Source organism: Paractinoplanes lichenicola (assembly GCF_016785085.1).
In the GTDB taxonomy this organism is placed as follows: domain Bacteria; phylum Actinomycetota; class Actinomycetes; order Mycobacteriales; family Micromonosporaceae; genus Actinoplanes; species Actinoplanes lichenicola.
Genome location: NZ_JAENHO010000003.1, coordinates 368,507 through 392,238, shown reverse-complemented (window position 1 = coordinate 392,238; position 23,732 = coordinate 368,507). Strand labels below are relative to the sequence as shown.

The window sequence follows — 23,732 nt, the reverse complement described above, 5'->3', positions numbered from 1 at the left end:
TCCTTTCCAGCCACGCCCATTAGGGTGTGTCGGCAGAATCACTCGTCCCATAGGCCAGATTGATCCCGGAGGTCACCGTGACCAGCCAGTCCGACGAGCCCGAGGCGTCCGCGCCCGTGGCCGCGAAGTCCGCTGCGCAGTCCGGCGGCCTCTCCGGGCGTGCCCTCTGGGACGAGACCGGCGTCGAGCCGGTCGAGATCGCGCTGCCCGGCGGCGTCGCCCTCACCCTGCGGGCCTACCGCAAGTCCTCGACGCTGACGCCGACCGAGATCGAGGTCGACGAGGACGACCCGTTCGAGGCCCGCAAGCGCCGAGCCGCCGCCGCGGAGGACGACGACGAAGAGGTCATCGTCGACGACGAGTTCCAGGCGCTGCTGGCCCAGGGTGAGACGGACGAGGACGGCAAGGACGCGAAGGCGGCCGACGAGCCCGACCCGGCCGACTTCGAGGACGAGGCGGACGAGGCCGGCACCCAGGCGGAGGACGAGGAGGTGCCCGCCTTCCTGACCCACAAGGGCCGGTTGATCGCCTTCAAGACCCCCGAGTCGCTGGTCTCCTTCATTCGTTCGGGTGCTCCGCACGATCTCGCACAAATCGACTCCTGGGTCACCCTGGCCGACCGGGTACAGTCGACCGACATCGACCCGCTGCCGGAGAACCGCTACGAGCTCGACCTCGTGGTGGAAAATCTGCGCGGCGGACACGACACATGGGACCTGCCGTTGCTCATCGCCGCGGGCGAGGTTGCGCGTGACCTCGGTCACGCCCTCCGGCTCAAGCCGGTGATCTTGGCACTGGCGCCCGGTTCACCGCTCGACGACCTTGACGAGTCGCTTCGCTCCGCCGAGAACGGTGGGATGGGCGGATTCTTCGGTCGCCGTCGATTGAAGAAAATCGGGGCACAACAGGCAAGTCTCGGCTGGCGCTCGGTAATCGGCAAGATCTCTGCAGCTGTGGACTGGCGCGACTGACCCCTCACCAGGGACCATCAATCCTTGGCCGAACGACAGCTGCCCCCTGGGGAGGAGGACGACGCCGTGGCGCTCGTGCGCGTGTACTGCGGTCTGGCGTCGGCGGATGAATCGGTGCGTGCGGCCTCGGCCGCACTACTGACCATCGCCGTGGTGGACGACGCAGGACGACTGCTCGGCGTCCACGAGATCAGCGACGACCCCGGCGGATACGCCGAGTTCGGCTCGCTGCTCGTGGAACGGACGAGTGGATTCACCGACGCCGCGGTCGCCGCCGACAGCGACGACCACCTGGTCACCTCCCTGCTCACCGCGGCCGGCCGGCCGCTCGTGGTGGCGGACGACGACACCACCGACGACTTCGCCGAGCGGTTCGCCGACGACGACTCCGTCGAAGAGATGCAGGCGCCGCCGGCCGCGCGCCGGGCCGTCGGCCTGGCCCGGGCGCTGCAGGCGGGCGCCCTCACGGCCGGCACCCTGCCCGTGCCGCGCGACCTGGTGAGCTACAAGCCGGTCCTCTCGGCGCACGTCGCGTTGCTCAGCGGCCGGCACGCGGCCGCCATCGCCCTGCGCGAGGTGCTGCGCGAGCTTTACCCGGCCGCCCTGCGGGCCTATCCCGACCCGTCCCACCCGCTCGCCCTGGCCGTGCTCGACGCGCTGCCCGAGCCGGGCCGGCTGGGCGCGAACGGCGATCCCCAGCGGGTCGCGGAGGACGTCGCCCGCGAACTCACCCGGGCCGGCTCCGGCACCGAAGACGAGATCATCGCCGCCGTCACCGCGCTTCACGTCGCGATCAGCGAGTCGCCCCGCCGCGGTGGGGTCAACAAGTCGCTGGCTCCCGCCGCGGGCGAGACGGTGCGCCAGGCGGTCGCCGCGGTGCGTGCCTCCGACGCCGCCTGCGCCTCCCTGATCGGCACGGTTGCCGCGCGCAGCACCCCCGACGGTGGCCGCCGCACCCGCCGCGCCGCCGAGCCCGCTCCGCTGCAGTCGGTGACGGGCGACGCCTCGCGGTTCGGCCGGCGCACCCGCCCCGAGCCCGCGTCGACCGGCACCGGCCCGATCACGCCGCGCCCGCTCACCACGCCTCCGGTCGCGCCCGACCCGGTCATGCCGCCGCCGCTGGCGCCCCGGCCGGTCTCGCAGCCGCCCGCGGCTCCCGCGGCCCGGGCCCGCAGCGCCGGGGAGGGCCTCGGCTCGCTGTTCCCCAACCGCGCGGCCGCCCCGGGCAACCGGCCGATCTCGACGCCGCCGCCTCCGCCGGGCATGACGCCGATCACGCCGGGCTCGCGCCCGGTTCCGGGTTCGCGCACCCCGGCCCCGCCGACCGGCACGACGTTCCCGGCGGCCTCGGTCTCCCCGGCCGCGTCGGCGCCGTCCTCCGGCGCGCCGAACGGATCCAGCCCGGCCGAGAGCGGCCAGCCGTTCCGCGCCACGCTGACCAACGCGGCGATCAACAGCGCCCGCGCCGAGCGGCAGCGCACGGTCATCCCGCCCCGCCCGGCGACCCGGTCCGCGACCCCGACCGGCGAGGCCACCGACTATTCGCTGCCGATGCCCGCGCAGCGTCCCGGCGGGCAGGAGGCGCCCGAGCCCGGCTCACGCGCCAACTGGCCGCTGATGAACACCAGCGGCTCCGACGACGCGCTGACCACACCGGCCGCCTCGACGAGCGCGCCGCCGGCCGACGGCCGGGTGCGGCCGCCCTGGCAGGACATGCCGAAGGAGCCGCCGGCCCTGCGCCTGGTCGACTCCCAGCTGCCCAACGGCCTCGACGCCACGGTCACCGACATGCCCGCCGTCAGCGACCCGCCGTCGCTGCGCCTGGTCGAGGGACGCAACGGCGTCCGCCGCCCGGTGTCGCCGTCGACGACGAGCAGCAAGCTGACCGCGCTCGACCGCAGCATCAACCCGCCGGTCGCGTCCGACAGCAACGACACCGATCTGCTGATCTTCGCGGCGGCCCGCTCGGCCTGGTTCACCGGTCACAACGACCAGTCCGACAAGCTCGACTGGACCAACCCGAACGACACGGGCTGGCGCGCCGCCGAAAAGGCGTCCACCCCCGCGGTGGCCGCCGAGACCGCGGCCGGCCTGCCCAAGCGCGTGCCCCAGGCCAACCTGGTGCCCGGCTCCCCGCTGCGCGACGAACGCCCCCTGCGCATCGTCCGCGACGCGGCCAGCATCGCCGCCCACACGACGGGCTACTTCCGCGGCTGGCGGCGCGGGCAGGAGATCGGCGGCTTCGCCATGGGCGGCCGCCCGGGGCGCGAGGCAGCCGGCGGCTGGGATTTCACCCGCGACCGCGAGGGCGCCGACGAGTATCGCAACAACAACGCGGGGCATGGCTCTCGCTAGCTGGCGCTGCACGCTTTGATCGGCCCGGTTCCGCATTTGCGGGGCCGGGTCGATCGCTTTTGCGGCTCTGTTGACGGCTCGCCTTACGGCTGCCGCGGTAAGTGAGTGCTCGCTTACAACCGAGGGCTGGCGTCTCGCGGCCCTGCTCCTCGCCTACCGGTTTGTGAGTACTCACTTCCAATACGGCGCTCGCGCCTCTGGGGCCGAGCCGATGTGAGTACTCACTTACAAAGCCGCGCCAGCCCGCCCGCACCCCAAACCGATGTGAGCACTCACTTATAAGACCGTGCCATCCCACCCACAACCCCAGACCGACGTGAGCATTTACAAGACCGCGCGGCCCGCCCGCAACCCAAACCGATGTGAGCACTCACTTACAACACCGCGCCAGCCCGCCCGCAACCCAAACGGATGTGAGTGCTCACTTACATGGTGGCGGGCTGCCGGTTCGACCTGCTCGACATGGTGTGCGGCCGGTCTCGGGTTGAGCAGCCAGCGAAGTTGTCCTGGCCTCAGCCGTCGCCGAGATATTGCCGCTTTTTCGGTAAGTGAGTGCTCACATCGGCTTGGGGCTTTGAGTTGGGTTGGCGTGGTGCTGTAAGTGAGTGCTCACATCGGCTTGGGGCTTGAGTTGGGTTGGCGTGATGCTGTAAGTGAGTGCTCACATCGGCTTGGGGCTTGAGTTGGGTTCGCGTGGTGCTGTAAGTGAGTGCTCACATCGGCTTGGGGCTTGAGTTGGGTTCGCGTGGTGCTGTAAGTGAGTGCTCACATCGGCCCGGGGCTTTGAGTCGGGTTCGCGTGGTGCTGTAAGTGAGTGCTTACATCGGCTGGCCGCTGCGGAGTTGCGCTGTCTTAGGCGGAGTACGCGCTCGCCGGACCCACCACCACGGCCGGAGCACGCGCTACGGACCTGGCGCCCGTCCCAGGTCGCGAGGTGCAGCGGGTTCGGCGCCAATGCGGTTGTGGGAGTCGACGTGGCGTACGGGAAAGGGCTCGTTCAGGTTTGGGGTTGAAGTGCCGAACCGACTCTTGTGAGCATTCCGTTTCTGGCGGCCAGCCTGATCGTGCGGGACGAGGAGGCCGAGATCGGCGGCTGCCTGGACTCCCTGAGCGGCGTGGTTGACAAGATCCATGTGCACGACACGGGGTCGCGAGATCGAACGCCCCAGATCGCCGCAGAGCGCGGTGCCGCCCTCACCCAGGGGCAGTGGGCCGACGACTTCAGTAAAGCGCGCAACGAAGCTCTCAGCGGGTGGAGCGCTCTCTGGGTGATGACTGTGGACGCCGATCAGAGGTACGAGGGCGATCCCCGCCTGCTGCGAGCCTTCCTCGAGGACTGCGACGCCGACGTGGTCGAGGTCGAGATCGACAACGCGCATGACGAGCTGCCGTACACGAACACCGCGGCTCACCTGCACCGGAAGGACGCTGTGCGGTGGCAGGGGCGGGTGCACGAGAGGCTGGTCGGGCGGACAGCGGCGGCACCGCGGGCGGCGATCGTGTTGAAGCATCACGGTTATGCGGGTCCGGCAGTGCGAACAGCCAAGGCGGTGCGCAACGTCGAGCTGGCCCGGCTGACGCTCGCCGGCGCCGGGCAAGATCGAGAGCTGATTGCCCGTACGCTCCTCGACCTCGGACGCAGCCTGATCGGGGCGGGGCGGCGGCAGGAGGCGGTCGACACCTTCGAGACGTTGCGTGAGCTCTTTCCGGGCACGCCGGAGTGGCTGCGCGGCACCGACTTCCTCGCGCGGCTCGTGCTGGCGGCGGGGCTGGACGAGGTCTGCCTGGCCCTGGTCGAGCAGATGCGGGCGGCGGGCGGCCCGCCGGCGTATTGCGACTGGCTGGCCGCGCAGGCCCTGGCCCAGCTGGGCGATGTCGCCACGGCCCGGCGGCTGCTGGCGGGGGTGACCGAGGTGGTCGACACCGGGGGCCGCCGGCCGGACCCGCGGGCGTTGGCGGAGCTGCGCGGCCTGATGGACCTAGTCGGCTGAGTTTCTGTCCAGCCAGGTGCACAGGCACATGCGGTTGCCCTCGGGGTCGGCCAGCACCCAGAACGCGGGCGCGTCGGCGTCGCTGACCAGGGTGCCCCCGGCGGCCACGGCGGCGTCGATGCGGGGCTGCACCTGGGACGGGTCGAGCCACAGGTCGGGGTGCCAGCGCTGACGGTCCGGCTCCTCACCGGAGCGCTGGAACCACACCACGGGCAGGCGGTCGGCCGGGTCGGTCAGCTCGCCGTCGTCGTCGCGTACGCCGAACACCGCGGCCCAGAACGGGGAGACCGACGCGTGGGCGGGGCTGTCGAGCGCCCATTCGAGCCGCGACACCTGGTCGGCCGACGGGTGCAGGCCCAGCCCGGACGCGACCGACGAGATCGCGCGGGCCAGGCGGACGTCCCGGATCGTCACGCCGCCCTCGTCGTGGCTGCTCAGCCTGATGTCGACGGCCGGGTAGCGCAGGGTCAGGTCGGGGTGGTGGTTCTGCTGCTCGGCCACCTCGCCGATCGCGTTGACCAGGGCCAGCCCGGTGCTGAAGTCCTTGGTCTCGATGCTGGTCTGCAGGCCGGCGGGCACATAGACCCAGCCGTCCAGCCGCTCCGCCGCGATCTGCCGTCCATCGAGCTTCGTCATGTGCCTATCGTCGCCCCTTCACGGCGACGGCGCGATCCCGTTGTTGCGAATGTGCTCGTAGACGATCGAGGTGCGCACGTCGGCCACCTCGGGGCGCTGGGTCAGCCGGTCGATGACGAACTCGTAGAGGCTGTCGTTGTCGGGGACGGCCACGTGCACGATGAAGTCGTCGGTGCCGGTCGTCACGTACAGGCCGAGGGTGTCGGGCAGGGTGCTCACCCACTCGCGGAACGCCTCGATGTTGCGGCGCGACGGCGGCCGGATCCGGATGGCGATCAGCGCCTGCACCGGCCGGCCGATCGACTTCAGGTCGACGTCGAGGATCGCGCCACGGATCACGCCCCGCTGCCGCAACGCCCGGGTGCGGTCGAGGGCGGTGGTGGGCGAGACGCCAACGGCCGCCGCGACCTCCCGGTTGGTCTTCCGTGCATCCGACTGGAATTCCCGCAGGATCGCCTTATCTAGTTCGTCCAGGTCCGCCAATTCCGGCCTCTTTCCGAGACTAGTACGGATTCATTGCCGCTGAACCTAACACCTGCCTAGCATTTCGTCCGTACAGCGCACACATGCACGGAGAGAGCAGACGATGATCGGATTCACCGCGGACGAGATCGACCAGAGCGCCCCGACCCGCGCGGCCCGGCTCAAGTGGGTGGTCGTGGTCGACGCCGAACTGCCGGCCGGGCGGGCCGCCAACGCCGCGATCTGCACGGCCGCCGCCACCTCGCGCGCGGTCGGTGGCCTGCTGGGCGATGACGCGGTGGACGCCGACGGGCACACCCACCCGGGCCTGCCCTGGGCCGGCTGCACGGTGCTGGCGGCCGACGCCGAGACGCTGCGCACGATCAGGGCCAAGGCGGCCGCGCGCCCCGACTTCTTCGTGGCCGACATGCCCGCGGCGGCTCAGCACACTCGGGTCTACAGCGAATATTTGGAGACCGTGAGCGGCACCGAGGCCGACAAGATCGATTACTACGCGGTGAGCGTGGTCGGGCCGCGCAACCCGGTGGACAAGCTCGTCGGCAAGCTGCCCCTACTCGGCTAGCGCCTGTTTCGTGGCTGGGGTGGGAGCGAGGCCGGGTCCAGATTTCGTCTGGTGGTGGCCCGGGAAAGCCCGGCTCCCGGGGTTGGAACCGGGCTTTTCCGGGACGCCGCCAGGCGGGATCTGGGCCCTGCCGCAGCCCCGCCACAGCTACGAAACAGGCGCTATCGCCTTCTGGATGTTGTATTCGGCCAGGTCGAGCATCCACTGCCGGTCCGGGAAGTCGGTGTCGGCGATCCGCAGCGGCCCCTCGATCAGACCGATGACCTGCGCGAACCGATAAAACTCGAGGCGCGCCGGGTCCAGGGCGACGGGCCCCAGTTCCCCGTACGCCGCCCCGAAGCGCAGTTGCAGGAAGGCGTGCTCCCACTCGACGTCGAAATACGTCACGCCCTCGATGTCGATCATCACCGGCTCGCCGTCCGGGTTCACGAGCACGTGGTCGGCCCCCAGTTCGCCGTGCACGAGGGCGTATTCGCGACGCGGCTCGATCGCCGACCGCATCGTGCGCAAGCGGTCCTCGATCCGGCCGCGGGCCGCCGCCAGCCGCCGGTCGCGGGGCACCACCTTGCCCAGCAGACTGAGTGCCCGGTCCAGGATCATCTCCTCCGGCACCCGGGTCTGCACGGGCCGCGCGGCCGGGATGCCCCACTCGGGCCCGTACGTCGTGTGCATCCGCCGCAGCGTGCGCCCGAGCTCGGCCAGCGGCCCGGCCGCCGCCACGGGATCGCGCTCCATCAGCGCCTCGAGCGTCTCGTCGCCGGCGTCCTCGACCAGCACCAGGTCGGGCCCGGCCAGCAGCACCTCCGGCACCCGGACGCCCGCGGCCGCCAGCACGGCCCGGTTGGTCACGAACAGCTCGGCGCCGGACGCGTCGGTGAACGGGTCGTCGGGCACGGTCTCGGACACCGGCCAGTAGTTCTCCGACTCGGCCCACAGGTAGAGGATCACCGAGCCGCCGTCGTCGAGCCGGAGCCGATAGACACCCTTTTTGGTGCCGCCGGTCAGCCGCCGCAGATCGGTGACCCGCCGGCCGGGCAGCAGCTCGTTCACGTCGTCGATCGTCAGGAAGACACGCATGACGAGCGACCCTAATCGATTTTGGACAGCACGAAGCCCCGCACCGGCTCGCGGTGCGGGGCTTCGACCAGTCGTCAGGCGGGCGCTACCGCGCGTGTACGACGCATCGTCAGCACATACTCGACCAGCGAGATGAGGACGTTCTTCGTCGACTCACGGTTACGCGCGTCGCAGCTCACCACCGGGACGTCACTCGAGATCGCCAGCGCGTCCCGCACGTCCTGGGCGTTGTGATACTGCATGCCGTCGAAGCAGTTTATGGCCACCAGGTACGGCAGCCGCCGGTGCTCGAAGAAGTCGATCGCGGCGAAGCAGTCGGCGAGACGCCGAGTGTCCACCATCACGACGGCACCGATCGCGCCCCGCACCAGCTCGTCCCACATGAACCAGAAACGAGTCTGGCCCGGCGTTCCGAACAGATAGAGGATCAGGTCGCGGTCGATGCTGATACGCCCGAAGTCCATGGCGACGGTGGTCGTCATCTTCCCCGGAACCTGCCGGTTGTCGTCGACACCCACACCCGCCGAGGTCATGATGGCCTCGGTGGTCAGCGGGGTGATCTCCGAGACCGAACCGACCAGCGTCGTCTTACCGACGCCGAACCCGCCGGCGATCACAATCTTCGCCGACGTCACGCGCCCCGCAGCGGGACGGTGCGACATGTCAGAGCCTGCGAAGTCCACTCAGCACCCTTTCCAGCAGTTCCGTGCCTACCGCGTCGGTCTCGTCGTCCAGCGAGGTGGGCTCGTACACCGCGACCAGGCCATCAGTGGCCATGTCCGCGACGATCACTCGAGCCACACCGAGCGGCAGTTGCATGCGTGCCGCGATCTCGGCCAGCGACTGAACTCGGCCGCCGTCGCACATCGCCGCGATGTACTGATGCTCGCTTCCACCCTGCCCGCCGCGGATGCCGGAGCGTCCGCGAACGGTTGTCTCGACCAGCGCTTCCAGCGCTATCTCAAGCTTCGGTCGGGTCCGACCACGGGTTACGGCATACGGCCTGACCAGCGCGCCGGTCGGCTCGTCACGTTCGGGCATCGTCACCGCTCACCCCTTTCTCGAACCCTTAGAAGTGTCTCTAGTTTTCAACTTTTTGAACAGCGGCCGAAGACGCCGGCCGACTGCCCGTTCAGCCGAGGACCCCGGCCGCCGAACGCGGAGCGGGGGTAAGAGCCTCGCCGACACGGTCGACCAGGAGGGCTATTTCGTAACCCACCTGTCCGACGTCGCAGCTGCGCGCCGCGAGCACCGCGAAGGACGAGCCGTCCGAGATGGACATCAGGAAAAGGAACCCGTTGTCCATCTCCACCACCGTCTGCAGCACGGCGCCACCCTCGAAGCACCTTGCGGCACCCTGAGTGAGGCTCACCAAGCCGGAGGCGATGGCAGCCAATTGATCGGCGCGGTCCCGGGGAAGGTCCCGTGAGGCCGCGAGGAGCAGACCATCAGCGGAGACCGCGATCGCATGTGCGACGCCGGGTACGCGGTCGGCGAAGTTGGCCAGCAGCCAACCGAGATCCTGCGTAGATGTCATGCCTCATGCTCCTTGCCAGCCTGCGAGGACTGCTGCCCTCCCGGAGTCTCCTCCGGGTTGGTCGATTCGGTGTTGCGGCCGCGCTGCACGCCTCGGTGGTAAGCGGAGAGGAGACCGCGGACACCCTCGGGGGTACGGCGCTGTACGGACTGGTCGGCCCGGTCGACGCCGCCCGGAACGAGCTGCGCCATCGGGGTGCGCTTGGGCAGACCCGCGGTGGTCGTGGTGTCGACCTGCGCCTCCGCCGCCGCTTGAGCGGCATTCCAGCCCTCGTCGGCCGCGGTCTGCCACGGGTTGCTGCCATTCGGGCTGGTGCCGTTCTGCGCGGCGCCGTTGGCGGCGCCGACACCAACAGTAGCCGGATCGCGGTCGCGCGACTCGGGCGAGACGGCCTGCTGCGGCACGCCGATCGATCGCGACGGCTCCCCGGTCGGGATCCGCTGCGAGCTGACCGGCTCGTCGAGACCGCCGTTGGAGGCCGGCTTGGCCTCGGCCGGACGGGCCGTGGTGAACCAGGCCGACTCGAGCTCCCGGAAGATCGGCAGCTCCATCGTCTCGTCGGCGAACTGGCCCTGGCCGGTGTCGCGCTGACGGGCGGCCTGGGCCGCCGCGATCTGCGCGGCCGCGGTGGCCTGAGCCTCGGCGGCCTGCACGGTCGCCGCCTCGTGGGCCGCCCGGGCCGACGCCGCCGCGCGCTGGGCCTCGGACTGCGGGACGCCCGAGGCGGGCGTCGCCGAGACCGGGGCGGCCGGCGGGGCGGAGGCGGGGATCGGCGCGGTCTGCGGGTTGACCGGACGCTCGACCTGCGGGCCCTGGTCACGCTGCTCCGGCCGGTAACGCGGGAGCTCGGCGGTCATGTCGAGCGCCGCGGCGAGGCTCTCGGGCACGTGCGGCGCCTGGGGCTCGCGCTCCGGGGCGACCGGCGGCCAGGCCGGCGGCGCGGCCGAGACCGGGCTGTCGGTCGGCGGGGCCGAGACCGGGGGCTCCGAGCCGGGCGGCGACGAGATCGGGCGACCACCGTACGGCGGGCCGGAGGGCACCGGCGGAGCCGAGATCGGCGGCACCGGCGGGGCCGAGACCGGCGGGACGAACGGGCTGCGGCCGTGGTTCTCGGGGTTGGCCGGGAGCTGACGCGGGATGGTCGCGCCGAAACCGTTCATGTCGCCCTCGGGGCGCGGCGGCTCGCCGTTGCGACGCTGCGGCAGCCCGTCGGGGCCGGCGAAGCCCTGCGGCGACGACGGCGGGCCGGAGGAGGGCAGCGGCGGGATCGGCTCGTTGCTGCGCGGGCCGTAGAAGCCGTTCGAGCCGTTGCTGCCGCCGCCGTTGCTGCCACCGTTGAGCCCGTTGAGCGAGCCGTTGGAGCCGAAGCCGTTGGACGACGCCCCGGTCAGGTCGGACCAGGCCGGCACCGAGCGGCCGTTCGTGCCGAGCATGCCGCCGGTGTTCATCGGCGGGTTCGGGTCGAACGGGCGGCCGGTCGGGTAGCCACCGCGGCCACCGCCGCTCTCGAGCGCGAGCGGCTCGGGCATGCCCGGGCGGCCCTGCTCGTCGTAGCCGGCGCCGACCTGCATGCGGCCGCCGCCGACGGCGGGCTGGTTCTGGCCGCCGGTGAGCACCGACAGCGGCAGGCCGACCTCGGCCACCGTGCCGCGCTCGTTGTCGGCCGGGCGGAGCTCGACCTTGACGGCGTGCCGGTTGGCCAGCCGGGCCACCACGACCAGGCCCATCATGCGGGAGACGGCCACGTCCACCATCGGCGGGTTGGCCAGGCGCTCGTTGAGGTCGCGGAGCTGCTCGTGGCTGATGCCGATGCCGCGGTCCTCGACCGTGAGCAGCGCGCCGTCGCCGAGCCGCCGGGCCTCGACGATGACCGTCGAGTTGGGCGGGGAGAACGCCGTCGCGTTGTCGAACAGCTCGGCGACCAGGTGGACCATGTCGTTGACGGCGTGCGCCGCCACCTCGATGTCCCGGTCGATCATGCCGAACTCGATGCGCGTGTAGTGCTCGACCTCGGACTGGGCGGCGCGGAGCACGTCGATCAGGGCGGCCGGCTCGCGCTGCACGCGGGTCGAGTCGGCGCCCGCGAGCACCAGGAGGTTCTCGTCGTTACGGCGCATTCGGGTGGCCAGGTGGTCGAGCTGGAAGAGCTCGGCCAGGCGGTCCGGGTCCTCCTCGCCGCGCTCCAGCCGGTCGAGGTGGCCGATGAGCCGGTCGACCAGGATCTGTGAACGACGGGCCAGGTTGACGAACATCGTCGCGACGGAGGCCCGCAGGGCGGCCTGCTCGGCGGCGGTGCGCACGGCCTCGAGGTGAACCGCGTTGAACGCCTCGGTCACCTGCCCGAATTCGTCGCGGCTGCGTACCGGTAGGGGCTCGGCGATCTGGTCGGCCACCTGGGCCGGGGTCAGCGAGGCGGAGAGCTGCGGGTCACGCAGCCGGCTCACGGCGTGAGGCAGGCCGTACTGCGCGACCGAGAGCGCACCCTGCCGCAGCTCGCGCAGCGAGCGGGCCATCGACCGGGCGACGAGCCAGGCGAACAGGATCGCGAGCAGCAGCATGCCGAGCAGCACGCTGGTCTCGATGAAGACCCGCCGGTTCACGTCGTTGCGCAGGGTGGTGGCCTCGTTGACGATCTCGGAGTCCATCCGCGCCTCGACCTTGCGGAACTCCTGACCGTAGCCCTTGAAGGCGTTGTCCCACTGCTCGGTGTTGAACAGGATGCGCCGGTTGTTGGCGCCCTGGTTGATCGTCAGCGGGTTGGAGTAGTTCGTCGCGGCGTAACCGGCGCTCGTCTTGTTGATGTCGGTGAACGCCGTGCGGTCGGCCTGCGAGCCGACCTGCACCAGCGTGTCGCCGGCCAGCTGGTAACCGAGCTGGGCCCGCAGCATGTCCTGCCGCAGCGAGCCGTTGAGCTCGCGGGCCGCGATCACCTCGTGGCCGATGTCGCGCTGCTGGGAGACGAACTCCTTGGCGGTGGCCACCGCGGCCACGGCGCGCAGGTGGTCGCTCAGCTCGGTGTCGCTGGCCAGCTGGGCCGCGGCGTTGCGCACGGCCAGCAGGTCGTTGATCAGCCGGGTGTAGGTCTCCTGCGTCGCGTCCTGGGCGTCGGACCGCTTGTTGGCGATCTGGCTGCGCTGCGCGGGCAGCTCCTCCAGGTTGCGGTCGAGACGCAGGAGCAGCGTGCTGACGTTCTCGGGGACGTCGTCGAGCGCGGCCTTCTGCTGCGCGTACGGCACCTTGGCCGCGTCGACCTGGGAGCTCTCGGCGGCGTAGTCCTGCTTCGCCTTGGCCAGGTCGGGGCTGTTGGGATCGTCGATCGTCGTGATCATCATGCCGTAGGCGCGTTCGTTCTGCAGGTGGTCGACGAGACCACCGGCCGCCTCCGACAGCACCGAAAGGGTGCGGGCGCGCTCCGCGTTGTTGGCTTCATCGATGTGGTCGACCAGGCCGCTGACGCCGACGATGATCGTCGCCAGGGTGGGCACCAGCATGATGAGGCCAAGCTTCGACCAGATCGGCAGATCTCGCATCCGATCGGCCGGCCGACGGAGACGCGACATGACGCCGGTCGCCGTCTTGGGGCGCTTGCTCACGTCACCGTCCTCCTGTTTCGGGCCCCGGCACTCGGCTCACCGGGCGCCACACACGGCCGACTGCCGCGTCGGGCCCCCGAGATTCCATCACGACGAGTGTCAAAGAGAAAGGGCCGCCGGACACGGACCGGTTGTGTGACGCGCATTGCTCTCCACGTCGCCGATCAATATCACGGTCGGTAGATGTGAACTTTTCTCAGTGTCACTCTGTCGGGCCGGCCCGGCGCGGGGGTACGCCGATCCAACCGCGCACGATCGTAAAGGATCGCGGCAGGAGGAACGATGTCGCGGTTGCGAACGATCGGCAAGGTGAGATGCCGGATTTCGCAGTGTTTGTAGGGACCATTCTGGCCGAACGGATGATCAGTGGCGCCGAACCGGCAATGTCGCTTGCCGGACCGCGAGAGGTAACAGTCTTGTGCCGCTAGCCGATCAGCTTCGCGTACCCCGGCTTGATCAGGTCATTGATTATCGCCAGCCGTTCGTCGTACGGGATGAAGGCCGACTTCATGGCGTTGATCGTGAGCCACTGCAGCTCGCTCCAGCCCCACCCGAACGCCTCGGACAGCAGCGCCATCTCGCGCGACATCGACGTGCCGCTCATCAGCCGGTTGTCGGTGTTGACGGTGACCCGGAAGCGCAGATCGTGCAGCAGGCCGATCGGGTGCTCGGCGATCGAGGGCGCCGCGCCGGTCTGCACGTTCGACGACGGGCACAGCTCGAGCGGGATGCGCTTGTCCCGCACGTACGCCGAGAGGCGGCCGAGCACCACGTCGCCCGCGGCCGGGGAGCCGGTGATGTCGTCGACCAGCCGCACGCCGTGGCCGAGCCGGTCGGCACCGCACCACTGGATCGCCTGCCAGATCGACGGCAGCCCGAACGCCTCGCCCGCGTGGATGGTGAAGTGGAAATTCTCACGCTGGAGGTATTCAAAGGCGTCGAGATGCCGGGTGGGCGGGAAACCGGCCTCGGCCCCGGCGATGTCGAACCCGACGACACCCGCGTCCCGGTAGCGCACGGACAGCTCGGCGATCTCCTGCGAGCGGGCCGCGTGCCGCATCGCGGTCAGCAGCACGCCGACCCGGATCGGGGTGCCCTGGGCGGCGGCCTCGGCGGCCCCCTCGGCGAAGCCGGCGTTGACCGCGTCGACCACCTCGTCGAGCGACAGGCCGCGCTCGAGGTGCTGCTCCGGCGCGTAGCGCACCTCGGCGTAGACCACGCCGTCGGCGGCCAGGTCGAGCGCGCACTCCTTGGCCACCCGGTGCAAGCCCTCCACGGTCTGCATCACCGCGACCGTGTGGGCGAACGTCTCCAGGTAGCGTTCCAGCGAGCCGGAGTCGGCCGCGGCGACGAACCACTCGCCCAGCGCGGCCGGGTCGGTGGCGGGCAGCTCGTGGCCCACCCGCTCGGCCAGCTCGACGATCGTGGCGGGGCGCAGCCCACCGTCGAGGTGGTCGTGCAGCAGCACCTTCGGCGCCGGGACGATGTCGGAGAATGCGATGGCGGCCATCAGCAGAGCCTAGAGGCAGGGGACCAATGATCGACGGAGCATTGCCGTACCTGCGATGCCCGGTCTGCCGGCAGGGCCTCCAACGCGTGGAGCGGTCGCTGCGCTGCCCCGCCGGGCACAGCTTCGACATGGCCAAGCAGGGCTACGCCGACCTGACCGCGGGCCGCATGCCGCACGTGGGCGACACCGCCGAGATGGTCGCCGACCGGGCCGGCTTCCTGGCCGCCGGTCACTACGACTTCATCGCGGACGAGTTGGCCGCCGCGGCCGTCAGCTCGGGCCTGATCGTCGACGCCGGGGTCGGCACCGGGCACTACCTCGCCCGGGTGCTGGCCGCCGCCCCGGAAGCGAGCGGGCTCGGCCTCGACGTCTCCAAGCCGGCGCTGCGCCGGGCGGCCCGGGTGCACGACCGGGCGGCGGCGGTGCTGACCGACCTGTGGCGCCCGCTCCCCCTGGCCGACGGGGTGGCCGACGTGATCCTGAACGTCTTCGCGCCCCGCAACGGCGCCGAGTTCCGCCGGGTGCTGCGGCCGGGCGGGCGCCTGCTGGTCGTGACGCCGGCGCCGGATCACCTGGGCGAGCTGATCGAGGAGTACGGGCTGATCCAGGTCGACCCGGATAAAGAGGTGCGAGTGCAGGATGCATTGAACGCCCACTTCGAGCCCGGCCCGACGGAGAAGCTGCGCCGCGACCTCGACCTGACCGCGGACGAGACCCGCACCCTGATCGGCATGACCCCGAGCGCCCGCCACGTGCCCGATGCGAACCCCACCGCAAGCCGGGTGACGGCTTCAGTACTACTGACGACCTACCGGCCTTTGTGATCTTTGGGCTTTGGGGCGCAACCATTTACGCAGGTCGCCGTGGTGGTCTGAGCGTTCTGGGCGCCCCGGCGCCCTGCTCAGGCCGCCGCGGTCCCCGCGGGAGCGACGGTCCGCACCCCCCACCCCGCCGGGACATCTGCCCTTTGATCTTGATCTCAAATAGAAAGATCGACTTCTTCCCAGTCGGCGGGCTTGTCGTGGTACGGCCCGTGGAAGATCACGGCCCACTCCAACGCCCATCGCCGCTGGCCGATCGCGTTGCCGTCGACCTCGCCCGGCAGCTGCCGACCGGCCTGCTCGGCCTCCTGGAAGGCCCAGTCGAGGCAGTAGTAGAGATCGAGCAGGACCGCGGCCTCGATCGGGTCACGCGGGGTGATCAGCGACCGCGAACGCCAACTCCCGTACGTCTCCCCCGCCGGCAGATCGGGCATCTGCGACATGAGCCGGCCCTCGGGCGGGGCCGTCGGGTCGAGATGCCGGCTCAGGCCCAGCAGCCAGGCGAGCGCGAACACGGCGTCGTGATGCAGCACGAACGAGCGGTGGTCGCCCTTGGCGCCGATCACGAACTGCCATTCCGGCGGGGTGACGAGATCGACCAGGCGCGAGCCGAGCAGCCAGCTCATCGCCGCCTCGGTCGGCATGCCGAAGCAGCGGGCCACCACCACGTGCAGCACCGCGGCCCGGGCCTCGATGTCGGCGGTCGGCCGCAGCTCGATCGCGTCGCCCGGCTCCCAGATCAGCGGGAAGCCGGGCGGGGGCAGGGGCAGCCCGAGCCGGGCCAGCTCGTCGAGGCTGGCCTCGCGAACGGCGCGCGGGTCGGGTGCGGCCTTCTGCATGGTGCGTCAGGCTATGCGGTCGAGCACCAAATTTGTAGAAGTGGGTCGCTCCGCGCCGATGAGGACCGCTTCGGCCGCAGTCGCGCGGGCCGCCGGGATGCGAGCCGGATCGTCCGCGCGCAGCTCGAGCAGCACGTCGCCGGCGCGCACCGCGTCGCCCGGTTTGACCTTGAGTTGCACCCCGGCGCCAAAGCTGACCGGGTCCTCCTTGCGGGCCCGGCCGGCGCCCAGACGCCAGGCGGCCACCCCGATCCCGTACGCATCGAGCGAGGTCACGATGCCGTCGGACTCGGCGCGGAGCACCTCGGTCTCGCGCGCGACGGGCAGCGGGGCGTCGGGGTCGCCGCCCTGGGCCCGGATCATCGCCCGCCACGTGTCCATGGCGGCGCCGGATTCGAGCACCTTGGCCGGGTCGGCGTCGATCCCGGCCGCGGCGAGCATCTCGCGGGCCAGGGCCAGAGTGAGTTCGACCACATCGGACGGTCCGCCGCCGGCCAGCACCTCGACCGACTCGGCGACCTCGTTGGCGTTGCCCACGGCGAGGCCGAGCGGGGTGCTCATGTTGGTCAGCAGCGCGATGGTGTTGACGCCGCTGTCCTTGCCGAGCCGCACCATCGTGCTCGCGAGCTCGCGAGCGGTAGCCAGATCCTTCATGAACGCGCCGGAGCCGACCTTCACGTCGAGCACCAGCGCGCCGGTGCCCTCGGCGATCTTCTTGCTCATGATCGAGCTGGCGATCAGCGGGATCGCCTCGACCGTGCCGGTGACGTCGCGCAGGGCGTAGAGCTTGCGGTCGGCCGGGGCCAGGCCGTCGCCGGCCGCGCAGATGACCGCGCCGACGTCCTGCAGCTGCCGCTTGAACTCGTCGTTGCTGATCGACGCGCGCCAGCCGGCGATCGACTCGAGCTTGTCGAGCGTGCCGCCGGTGTGCCCGAGGCCGCGGCCGGAGAGCTGGGGCACGGCGGCCCCGCACGCGGCGACCAGCGGGGTCAGCGGCAGCGTGATCTTGTCGCCGACGCCGCCGGTGCTGTGCTTGTCGGCGGTCGGGCGGGTGACCGACGAGAGGTCGAGCCGCTCACCGCTCGCGATCATGGCGGCGGTCCAGCGGGCGATCTCGGCCGGGGTCATGCCGCGCAGCAGGATCGCCATGGCCAGGGCCGACATCTGCTCGTCGGCCACCGCCCCGCGGGTGTACGCGTCGACGACCCAGTCGATCTGGGCGTCGCTCAACGTGTGCCCGTCCCGCTTGGCCCGGATCACGTCCACGGCTGCGAACTCACTCATCGCCGTCCTCCTTCCACGTCGCCGGAATGCCCTCGGGGGCCGGGCCCTCGCCGGCCCACGCGAGCGCGCCCTCGGCGTCCACGACCACGATCCGCGGCGTGCGCACGCGCCCCCAGGCCACCGCCTCGGCCGGGGTGGCGAAGTTCGGGCCCTCCTCGAGCACGCCCTTCTCGGCGTCGGCACTGCCGCCGGACCGCTCCCAGTAGCACGTCCAGATGGTCTCGCCGCCGGACAGGTCGGGGTGCACGAAAACGGTGCCGCGGCCGCGCCACTTGGCCAGCTCGGTGGGCACCTCGGGGGCGTTCAGGACGCCGGCGACGCGCTCCAGGTCCTCGAAGCCGAACGCGTGCGGCAGCAGCTCGGCCATCCGCAGCGGCCCGGTGTGCCACTCGACGAGCAGCTCGGGCCCGCCGTTCTCCCACAGCAGCTGGCGGCAGCGGCCGCACGGCATCAGCGGGTTGCCGGTGGCGTCGACGCACGAGAAGGCGACCAGGCGCCCGCCGCCGGTCATGTGCAGCTGGCTGACCAGCCCGCACTCGGCGCACAGGCCCACACCGTACGAGGCGTTCTCGACGTTGCAGCCGACGACCACCCGGCCGTCGTCCACCAGCGCCGCCGCCCCGACCGGAAAGTCGGAGTACGGCGCGTACGCGTGCCGCATGGCCTCGGTCGCCGCGGCGCGCAGCCCGGCCCAGTCGATCTCCATGGACCTCAGCTTTTCACGTAGGGCACGCCGTCGGCGGCAGGCGCCCGCACCCGGCCGACGAGACCGGCCACGGCGATGATGGTGGCGATGTACGGCAGCATGTTGAGGAACTGGTTGGGCACCGGGCTGCCGACCGCGCTCAGGTAGTTCGCCAGCTTCTGGGCGAAGCCGAAGAACAGGGCCGCGCCCAGCGCGCCGAACGGGGTCCAGCGGCCGAAGATCAGGGCGGCCAGCGCGATGAAGCCGGCGCCGGCGGTCATGTTCTTGTTGAACGCGCCGGTCGAGACGAGCGTGAAATACGCCCCGCCGGCCCCGGCCACGACGCCGCCCAGCAGCACGTTCATGTAGCGCAGGCCGCGCACCCGGACGCCGACCGTGTCGGCCGCGGTGGGGTGCTCGCCGACGGCCCGGGTGCGCAGGCCCCAGCGGGTGCGGGTCAGGCCGAGGTGGATCACGACGACCAGCGCCAGCGCCAGCCAGACCAGCAGGTTGGTCTCGAACAGCACGGGCCCGACGACCGGGATGTCGGCCAGGCCGGGGATCCGCCACTCGGGCAGCCGCGGCGGCGAGTTGTATTTCAACGCGTCGGGCTGCATCAGCCGCTCGTACAGGAAGCCGGTGATGCCCAGGGCCAGCAGGTTGAGCACGATGCCGACGACGACCTGGTCGACCAGGAAGCGGATGGCCAGCACGGCCAGCAGCGAGGCGATGATGACGCCGCCGACGACCGCGCTGATCAGGCCGGCCCACACGCTCGTGGCCAGCGTGCCGACCAGGGCGGCGCCGAACGCGCCCATCAGGAACTGGCCCTCGATGGCGACGTTGACCACGCCCGAGCGCTCGCAGAGCACACCGGCCAGGGCGCCCAGGATCAGCGGGAGCGCGAGCTCCAGCGAGCCGCTGGCCGTGTCGACCAGCGGGAGGAACTTGCCGGCCACCTGCCAGCACAGGAACGAGAAGACGAAGGTCACGATGCCGAGCACGAGCAGCGTGGTCTGCCAGCGCTTGGCCACGCCGGCCAGCAGCGCGCCACCGGCGGCGATCGTGACGATACCGAACAGGATGGCGCCGAGCTGACCGTTGATCGAGAGCGCCGCGCCCTCGGCGTCCTCGCTGATGGTGAAGCGGGCGGTCGCCGACTCGGCCAGCGAGCCGAAGATCACGGCGGCGATCAGGCCGATGACGACCAGCGCGGCACCCAAGCGGCGCTGCCGGTTCCAGAACCTGTCCGGGGCGGTGGCCTCGGCCAGATCTTCCACGGTTGCGGTGGACACGCCGCTCACCAACCCTTCGCCATGGACGCGCCGAGCCGCGCGGTGCGGGCATCGCGGAGCTGGAAGATCGACTTCACCAGGGCGGGCGCCGCGATGAAGATGACGATGAGGGCCTGCAGGACGGTGACGAGCTCGAGCGAGACGCCCACGTCGACCTGCATCAGGTTGCCGCCGGCGCGCAGGCCGCCGTAGAGCATCGCGGCGAACAACACGCCCCACGGCTTGTTGCGGCCGAGCAGGGCGACCAGCAGGCCGTCGAAGCCGATGTTGCCGGCCACCTGGCCGGTCAGCCGGTCGGCGGTGCCGAGCACCTGCACGGCGCCGCCCAGGCCGGCCAGGCCGCCGGCCACGACCATCAGCATGATGTAGGTGCGGGCCACGCTCATGCCCGCCGTCTTGGCCGCGGGCGGGTTGACGCCCACGGCGCGCAGCTCGAAGCCGAACGACGAGCGGTTGATCAGCCAGGCCACCCCGGCCGTGGCCAGCACCGCGAGCACGATGCCGAGGTGCACCCGCAGCGGTGCGGGCAGGGCGGGCAGGCCGGCGGTGGAGTCGATGGTCTTGCTGACGGCGTCGGTGCGGTTCGGGTCCTGCACACCGCTCTGCAGGATCAGCCAGCCCAGGAAGAGCGTCGCCGTGTAGTTGAGCATGATCGTGGTGATCACCTCGTGGGCGCCGGTGCGGGCCTTGAGCAGGCCGGGCACGAAGCCCCAGAGCGCGCCGCCGATCACCCCGAAGAGCAGCGCGACGATCAGGTGCAGAACGGGCGGCAGCCCGATGGCGAAGCCGGCCACCCCGGCGGTGACGCAGCCGATGACCGCCTGGCCCTGCGCGCCGATGTTGAACAGGCCGCCGCGGAACGCGAGCGCGACCGCGAGGCCGGTGAAGACCAGCGGAGCGGCGTAGGTGAGCGTCTCGGAGAGCGGGTTGAACACCGTCTTCCAGTCGCCGCTGCCGCTGAACCAGGCCTGCACGGCGGCCGGGTCGAAGATCGCGCCCTTGAACAGGTCGGCGTACGCGTGACTGATCAGATCCCAGCTCGCGGTGAGCGCGTCGCTGGGCCGGGCGGTGAAGTACGAGAACGTGGCGAGCACGTCGGAGTCCGAGACGACGATCAGCACCGCGCCGATGACCAGCGCCAGCAGGATCGACAGGATCGTCACGACGACGGTGTTGGCCGACCAGAGGTTGTGCAGGAAGACGCCGAGGAACGACTCTTCCTTCTTGGGCTCCGCCTTCTTTTCCGGGGCTTCGGTTGTCACTCCGTGTCCTCTGCTTGCGTCACTACGCCGGCCATGAGCAGACCGATCTCCTCACGGGGCATGTCCGGTGCGACGACGGCCAGGATCCGGCCGCGATACATCACCGCGATGCGATCGGCCAGGCCGACCACCTCGTCCAGCTCGCTCGACACGACGAGCACGGCGGTGCCGACATCACGCTCGTGGATGATCTGGTTGTGGATGAACTCGATCGAGCCGACGTCCACCCCGCGGGTCGGCTGCGCGGCGATCAGCAGCTTGAGCGGGCGGGACATCTCGCGGGCGACCACGACCTTCTGCTGGTTGCCGCCGGAGAGGGTGCCGACCGTGGACTGCGGTGACGACGTACGGATGTCGAACTGGGTCACCCGCTCGCGGGCCGACTCGTCGATCGCCTTGGGGTTGAGCGCGAAGCCGTTGCCGAAGGGCGCCCGGTCGTACATGTCGAGCACCAGGTTCTCGGCGACGGTGAAGTCCTTGACGACGCCGTCGAGGCTGCGGTCCTCGGGCACGTAGCCGACACCCGCGCGCAGCACCTGCTTGGTCGTGCGGCCGGCCAGGCTCTTGTCCTCGAGCTCGACCGCGCCCGCCCGGATCTCGCGCAGGCCCATGATCGCCTCGACCAGCTCGGTCTGCCCGTTGCCCTGCACCCCGGCGATGCCGAGCACCTCGCCCGAGCGCACCACCAGGTCGACGCCGTCGACCGCGCGGACCCCCCGGTCGTCGTCGACGACCAGGCCCGAGACCTTGAGCACCTCGCGGCCGGGGTCGGCCGGGGTCTTGCTGACCTCGAGGCTGACGTCGCGGCCGACCATGAGCGCGGCCAGCTCGTCCTCGGAGGTGTCGGGGGTGGCGGTGCCGACCGTGCGGCCGCGCCGGATCACCGTGATCCGGTCGGCGATGGCCTTGACCTCGCGCAGCTTGTGGGTGATGAAGACGATCGACTTGCCGGTCTCGGCCAGCGACCGCATGACCGCGAGCAGCTCGTCGGTCTCCTGCGGGGTCAGCACGGCCGTCGGCTCGTCGAGGATGAGCAGGTCGACCTCGCGGGTCAGCGCCTTGACGATCTCGACCCGCTGCTGCGCGCCGACCGGCAGATTTTCCACCAGGGCGTCGGGGTCGACCGGCAGGCCGTAGCGCTTCGACGTCTCGAGCACGTCGCGCCGGTTGCGGCGGCGGTCGAGCCAACCGAGCGGGCCGCCGCGGGTCTCCTCGGCGCCGAGCGCGATGTTCTCGGCCACGGTGAAGACGGGGACCAGCATGAAGTGCTGGTGGACCATGCCGATGCCGGCCGCGATGGCGTCGCGGGGGCTGCGGAAGACCTTCTTCTCGCCGTCGACCAGGATCTCGCCCTCGTCCGGCTGGAGCAGGCCGTAGAGCTGGTTCATCAGCGTCGACTTGCCGGCGCCGTTCTCGCCCAGCAGGGCGTGCACCTCACCGGGCTCGACGGTGATGTCGATGTGGTCGTTGGCCACCAGGTCGCCGAAGCGCTTGGTGATGCCGCGCAATTCGAGTCTCAGCGGAATCTCCTAGCTTTCGGCTGTCCAGTTGAAGGGGAACCGCCGCGGAGCTGCGAAAAAGTCTCGCAGCCCGCGGCGGCCGATGTTACCTAGTGAATCGTCAGGCCGGAGCGCTGGCCGACTCGACCTTGATGGTGCCGGCGATGATGTCCGCCTTGAGCTTCTCGACCTCGTCCTTCAGACCCTGGTCGATCTTGCTGTCGAACTGGTTGTACGGCGCCAGCGAGACACCGTTGTTCTTCAGCGTGCCCAGGTAGCCCGGGGTGGCAGTGAGCGGCTGGTTGGTGGCACCGGCCACGACCGCCTGCTGCACCGCGTCGGTGATGTTCTTGACCACGGTGGTCAGGAAGACGTCACAGTCCTGCGCCGCGCTCTTGCAGCCGTCCTGGTCGACCCAGACGATCGAGACCTTGCCGCTGGAGCCCTTGGCGACCTCGGCCGCGCCCAGGCCCGTGCCGCCGGCCACCGGCATGATCACGTCGGCCCCCTGGGCGACGAACGTGCTGGCCAGCGCCTTGCCCTTGGCCGGGCTGGCGAAGTCCTCGGCGAAGCTGCCGTTCTGACCGGCCTTGTCCCAGCCGAGCACCTGGACGTTCTTGCTCTTCACCTTGTTGTACTGCGCGACGCCGTCGGCGAAGCCGTCCATGAAGATGGTCACCGGCGGGATCTTGAGACCGCCGAAGGTGGCCACCTTGCCCGACTTGGAGTAGCCCGCGGCCAGGTAACCGGCGAGGAACGCGGCCTCCTGGGTGGCGAACTGCATCGGGTAGACGTTCGCCGCGCCCTGGATCGAGCTGTCGACGATGCCGAACTGCTGCGCCGTGTTCTGCGCCGCGACCGCCTTGGTGGAGTCGCTCATCAGGCCGCCGACCGACAGGATGAAGTTGCACTTCTGGGTCACGAAGCCGCGCAGGTTGGGCTCGTAGTCGGCCTCGGCGGTCGACGCGACGTACTTCGGGTCGACGCCGGCGGCCTCGGTCTTGGCCGCCTGCAGCCCGGCCCAGGCGGAGGCGTTGAAGGACTTGTCGTCGATGCCACCGGTGTCGGTGACCATGCAGGCCTTGTAGGCAGCGGTGGCGGCGCCGCTCGAACCACTGCCGGCGGGGGTCTCGTCGGGAGCGTCGCTACAGGCCGCGGCGGCGAGCGTCAGCCCACCTGCCGCGAGAATCGCAACGATCCGGTTCCCACGTACTGGGCGCAAGACGCCCTCCTTCCAACGCACACCGACACTTGTCGGTGAGTCTTCACCGCGGGAGCGTAGCCGCAGGCCAGAACGTCGGAGGCACTTTGGACCGGACTGTTGGCGCACCG

At 70.8% G+C, this 23,732-nt stretch carries 20 protein-coding genes; 5 read left to right on the top strand and 15 right to left on the bottom strand.

Going from position 1 to position 23,732, the window contains the following annotated elements; translation table 11 throughout:
- Positions 1–77 precede the first annotated feature (77 nt).
- The 3 genes from JKJ07_RS10835 (at position 78) to JKJ07_RS10825 (ending at position 5,317) form a co-directional block, all read left to right on the top strand.
- A complete protein-coding gene (locus JKJ07_RS10835; RefSeq protein ID WP_202991316.1) occupies positions 78–971 on the top strand; it encodes a SatS C-terminal domain-containing protein in 894 nt (297 codons plus the stop codon).
- A gap of 24 nt (positions 972–995) precedes the next feature.
- Positions 996–3,326, top strand: a complete 2,331-nt coding sequence (locus JKJ07_RS10830) for a serine/threonine-protein kinase (RefSeq protein WP_236028716.1) — start codon at positions 996–998, stop codon at positions 3,324–3,326.
- Between the two features lie 1,031 nt (positions 3,327–4,357).
- Positions 4,358–5,317: a tetratricopeptide repeat-containing glycosyltransferase gene (locus JKJ07_RS10825; RefSeq protein WP_202991315.1), complete on the top strand. Its 960-nt coding sequence runs from the start codon at positions 4,358–4,360 to the stop codon at positions 5,315–5,317.
- Here the strand turns inward: JKJ07_RS10825 and JKJ07_RS10820 are convergent.
- Both JKJ07_RS10820 and JKJ07_RS10815 read right to left on the bottom strand, forming a co-directional pair.
- Complete coding sequence (locus JKJ07_RS10820) at positions 5,306–5,953, bottom strand: 4a-hydroxytetrahydrobiopterin dehydratase (RefSeq protein WP_202991314.1); 648 nt, start codon at positions 5,951–5,953, stop codon at positions 5,306–5,308. The genes JKJ07_RS10825 and JKJ07_RS10820 overlap by 12 nt on opposite strands.
- Before the next feature lie 18 nt (positions 5,954–5,971).
- Positions 5,972–6,436 (bottom strand): Lrp/AsnC family transcriptional regulator, encoded by a 465-nt coding sequence (locus tag JKJ07_RS10815; RefSeq protein WP_236028715.1) that lies wholly within the window; start codon positions 6,434–6,436, stop codon positions 5,972–5,974.
- A gap of 103 nt (positions 6,437–6,539) precedes the next feature.
- Here JKJ07_RS10815 and JKJ07_RS10810 point away from each other — a divergent pair, with 103 nt between their 5' ends.
- The gene (locus tag JKJ07_RS10810) at positions 6,540–6,998 is read left to right on the top strand and encodes a DUF2000 domain-containing protein (protein ID WP_202991313.1); all 459 of its coding nucleotides are present in this window, start codon (positions 6,540–6,542) and stop codon (positions 6,996–6,998) included.
- Positions 6,999–7,145: 147 nt separating this feature from the next.
- Here the strand turns inward: JKJ07_RS10810 and JKJ07_RS10805 are convergent, their stop codons facing one another.
- The 6 genes from JKJ07_RS10805 to JKJ07_RS10780 form a co-directional block, all read right to left on the bottom strand.
- The gene (locus JKJ07_RS10805) at positions 7,146–8,075 is read right to left on the bottom strand and encodes a phosphotransferase family protein (RefSeq protein WP_202991312.1); all 930 of its coding nucleotides are present in this window, start codon (positions 8,073–8,075) and stop codon (positions 7,146–7,148) included.
- Positions 8,076–8,149: 74 nt separating this feature from the next.
- Positions 8,150–8,737, bottom strand: a complete 588-nt coding sequence (locus JKJ07_RS10800; protein ID WP_133874399.1) for a GTP-binding protein — start codon at positions 8,735–8,737, stop codon at positions 8,150–8,152.
- 1 nt (position 8,738) lies between these two features.
- The gene (locus tag JKJ07_RS10795; RefSeq protein ID WP_202991800.1) at positions 8,739–9,116 is read right to left on the bottom strand and encodes a DUF742 domain-containing protein; all 378 of its coding nucleotides are present in this window, start codon (positions 9,114–9,116) and stop codon (positions 8,739–8,741) included.
- A 91-nt stretch (positions 9,117–9,207) separates the two neighbouring features.
- Entirely contained in the window at positions 9,208–9,612 is a 405-nt protein-coding gene (locus tag JKJ07_RS10790) for a roadblock/LC7 domain-containing protein (RefSeq protein ID WP_071807364.1), read from the bottom strand.
- On the bottom strand, positions 9,609–13,172 hold the full coding sequence (locus JKJ07_RS10785) for a sensor histidine kinase (RefSeq protein WP_236028840.1): 3,564 nt from the start codon (positions 13,170–13,172) through the stop codon (positions 9,609–9,611). The genes JKJ07_RS10790 and JKJ07_RS10785 overlap by 4 nt, the downstream gene beginning before the upstream one ends.
- Before the next feature lie 457 nt (positions 13,173–13,629).
- Positions 13,630–14,715, bottom strand: a complete 1,086-nt coding sequence (locus tag JKJ07_RS10780; RefSeq protein ID WP_202991310.1) for an adenosine deaminase — start codon at positions 14,713–14,715, stop codon at positions 13,630–13,632.
- Between the two features lie 26 nt (positions 14,716–14,741).
- On the opposite strand from JKJ07_RS10780, the gene JKJ07_RS10775 reads away from it, so the two are divergent.
- The gene (locus JKJ07_RS10775) at positions 14,742–15,539 is read left to right on the top strand and encodes a putative RNA methyltransferase (protein WP_202991309.1); all 798 of its coding nucleotides are present in this window, start codon (positions 14,742–14,744) and stop codon (positions 15,537–15,539) included.
- A 155-nt stretch (positions 15,540–15,694) separates the two neighbouring features.
- Here JKJ07_RS10775 and JKJ07_RS10770 read toward each other — a convergent pair whose 3' ends face one another.
- The 7 genes from JKJ07_RS10770 to JKJ07_RS10740 all read right to left on the bottom strand — a co-directional run bounded on the left by JKJ07_RS10770 (position 15,695) and on the right by JKJ07_RS10740 (position 23,622).
- The gene (locus JKJ07_RS10770; RefSeq protein ID WP_202991308.1) at positions 15,695–16,375 is read right to left on the bottom strand and encodes a DUF4272 domain-containing protein; all 681 of its coding nucleotides are present in this window, start codon (positions 16,373–16,375) and stop codon (positions 15,695–15,697) included.
- Positions 16,376–16,381: 6 nt separating this feature from the next.
- On the bottom strand, positions 16,382–17,659 hold the full coding sequence (locus tag JKJ07_RS10765) for a thymidine phosphorylase (RefSeq protein ID WP_202991307.1): 1,278 nt from the start codon (positions 17,657–17,659) through the stop codon (positions 16,382–16,384).
- The gene (locus tag JKJ07_RS10760; RefSeq protein WP_202991306.1) at positions 17,652–18,365 is read right to left on the bottom strand and encodes a cytidine deaminase; all 714 of its coding nucleotides are present in this window, start codon (positions 18,363–18,365) and stop codon (positions 17,652–17,654) included. Before JKJ07_RS10760 ends, JKJ07_RS10765 begins: the two co-directional genes overlap by 8 nt.
- A gap of 5 nt (positions 18,366–18,370) precedes the next feature.
- Complete coding sequence (locus JKJ07_RS10755) at positions 18,371–19,639, bottom strand: ABC transporter permease (RefSeq protein WP_202991305.1); 1,269 nt, start codon at positions 19,637–19,639, stop codon at positions 18,371–18,373.
- 5 nt (positions 19,640–19,644) lie between these two features.
- Entirely contained in the window at positions 19,645–20,901 is a 1,257-nt protein-coding gene (locus tag JKJ07_RS10750; protein WP_202991304.1) for an ABC transporter permease, read from the bottom strand.
- Positions 20,898–22,409 (bottom strand): ABC transporter ATP-binding protein, encoded by a 1,512-nt coding sequence (locus JKJ07_RS10745; RefSeq protein ID WP_236028714.1) that lies wholly within the window; start codon positions 22,407–22,409, stop codon positions 20,898–20,900. The genes JKJ07_RS10750 and JKJ07_RS10745 overlap by 4 nt, the downstream gene beginning before the upstream one ends.
- A gap of 112 nt (positions 22,410–22,521) precedes the next feature.
- Positions 22,522–23,622, bottom strand: coding sequence for a BMP family lipoprotein (locus JKJ07_RS10740; RefSeq protein WP_202991303.1), 1,101 nt, complete (start codon positions 23,620–23,622; stop codon positions 22,522–22,524).
- Positions 23,623–23,732 lie beyond the last annotated feature (110 nt).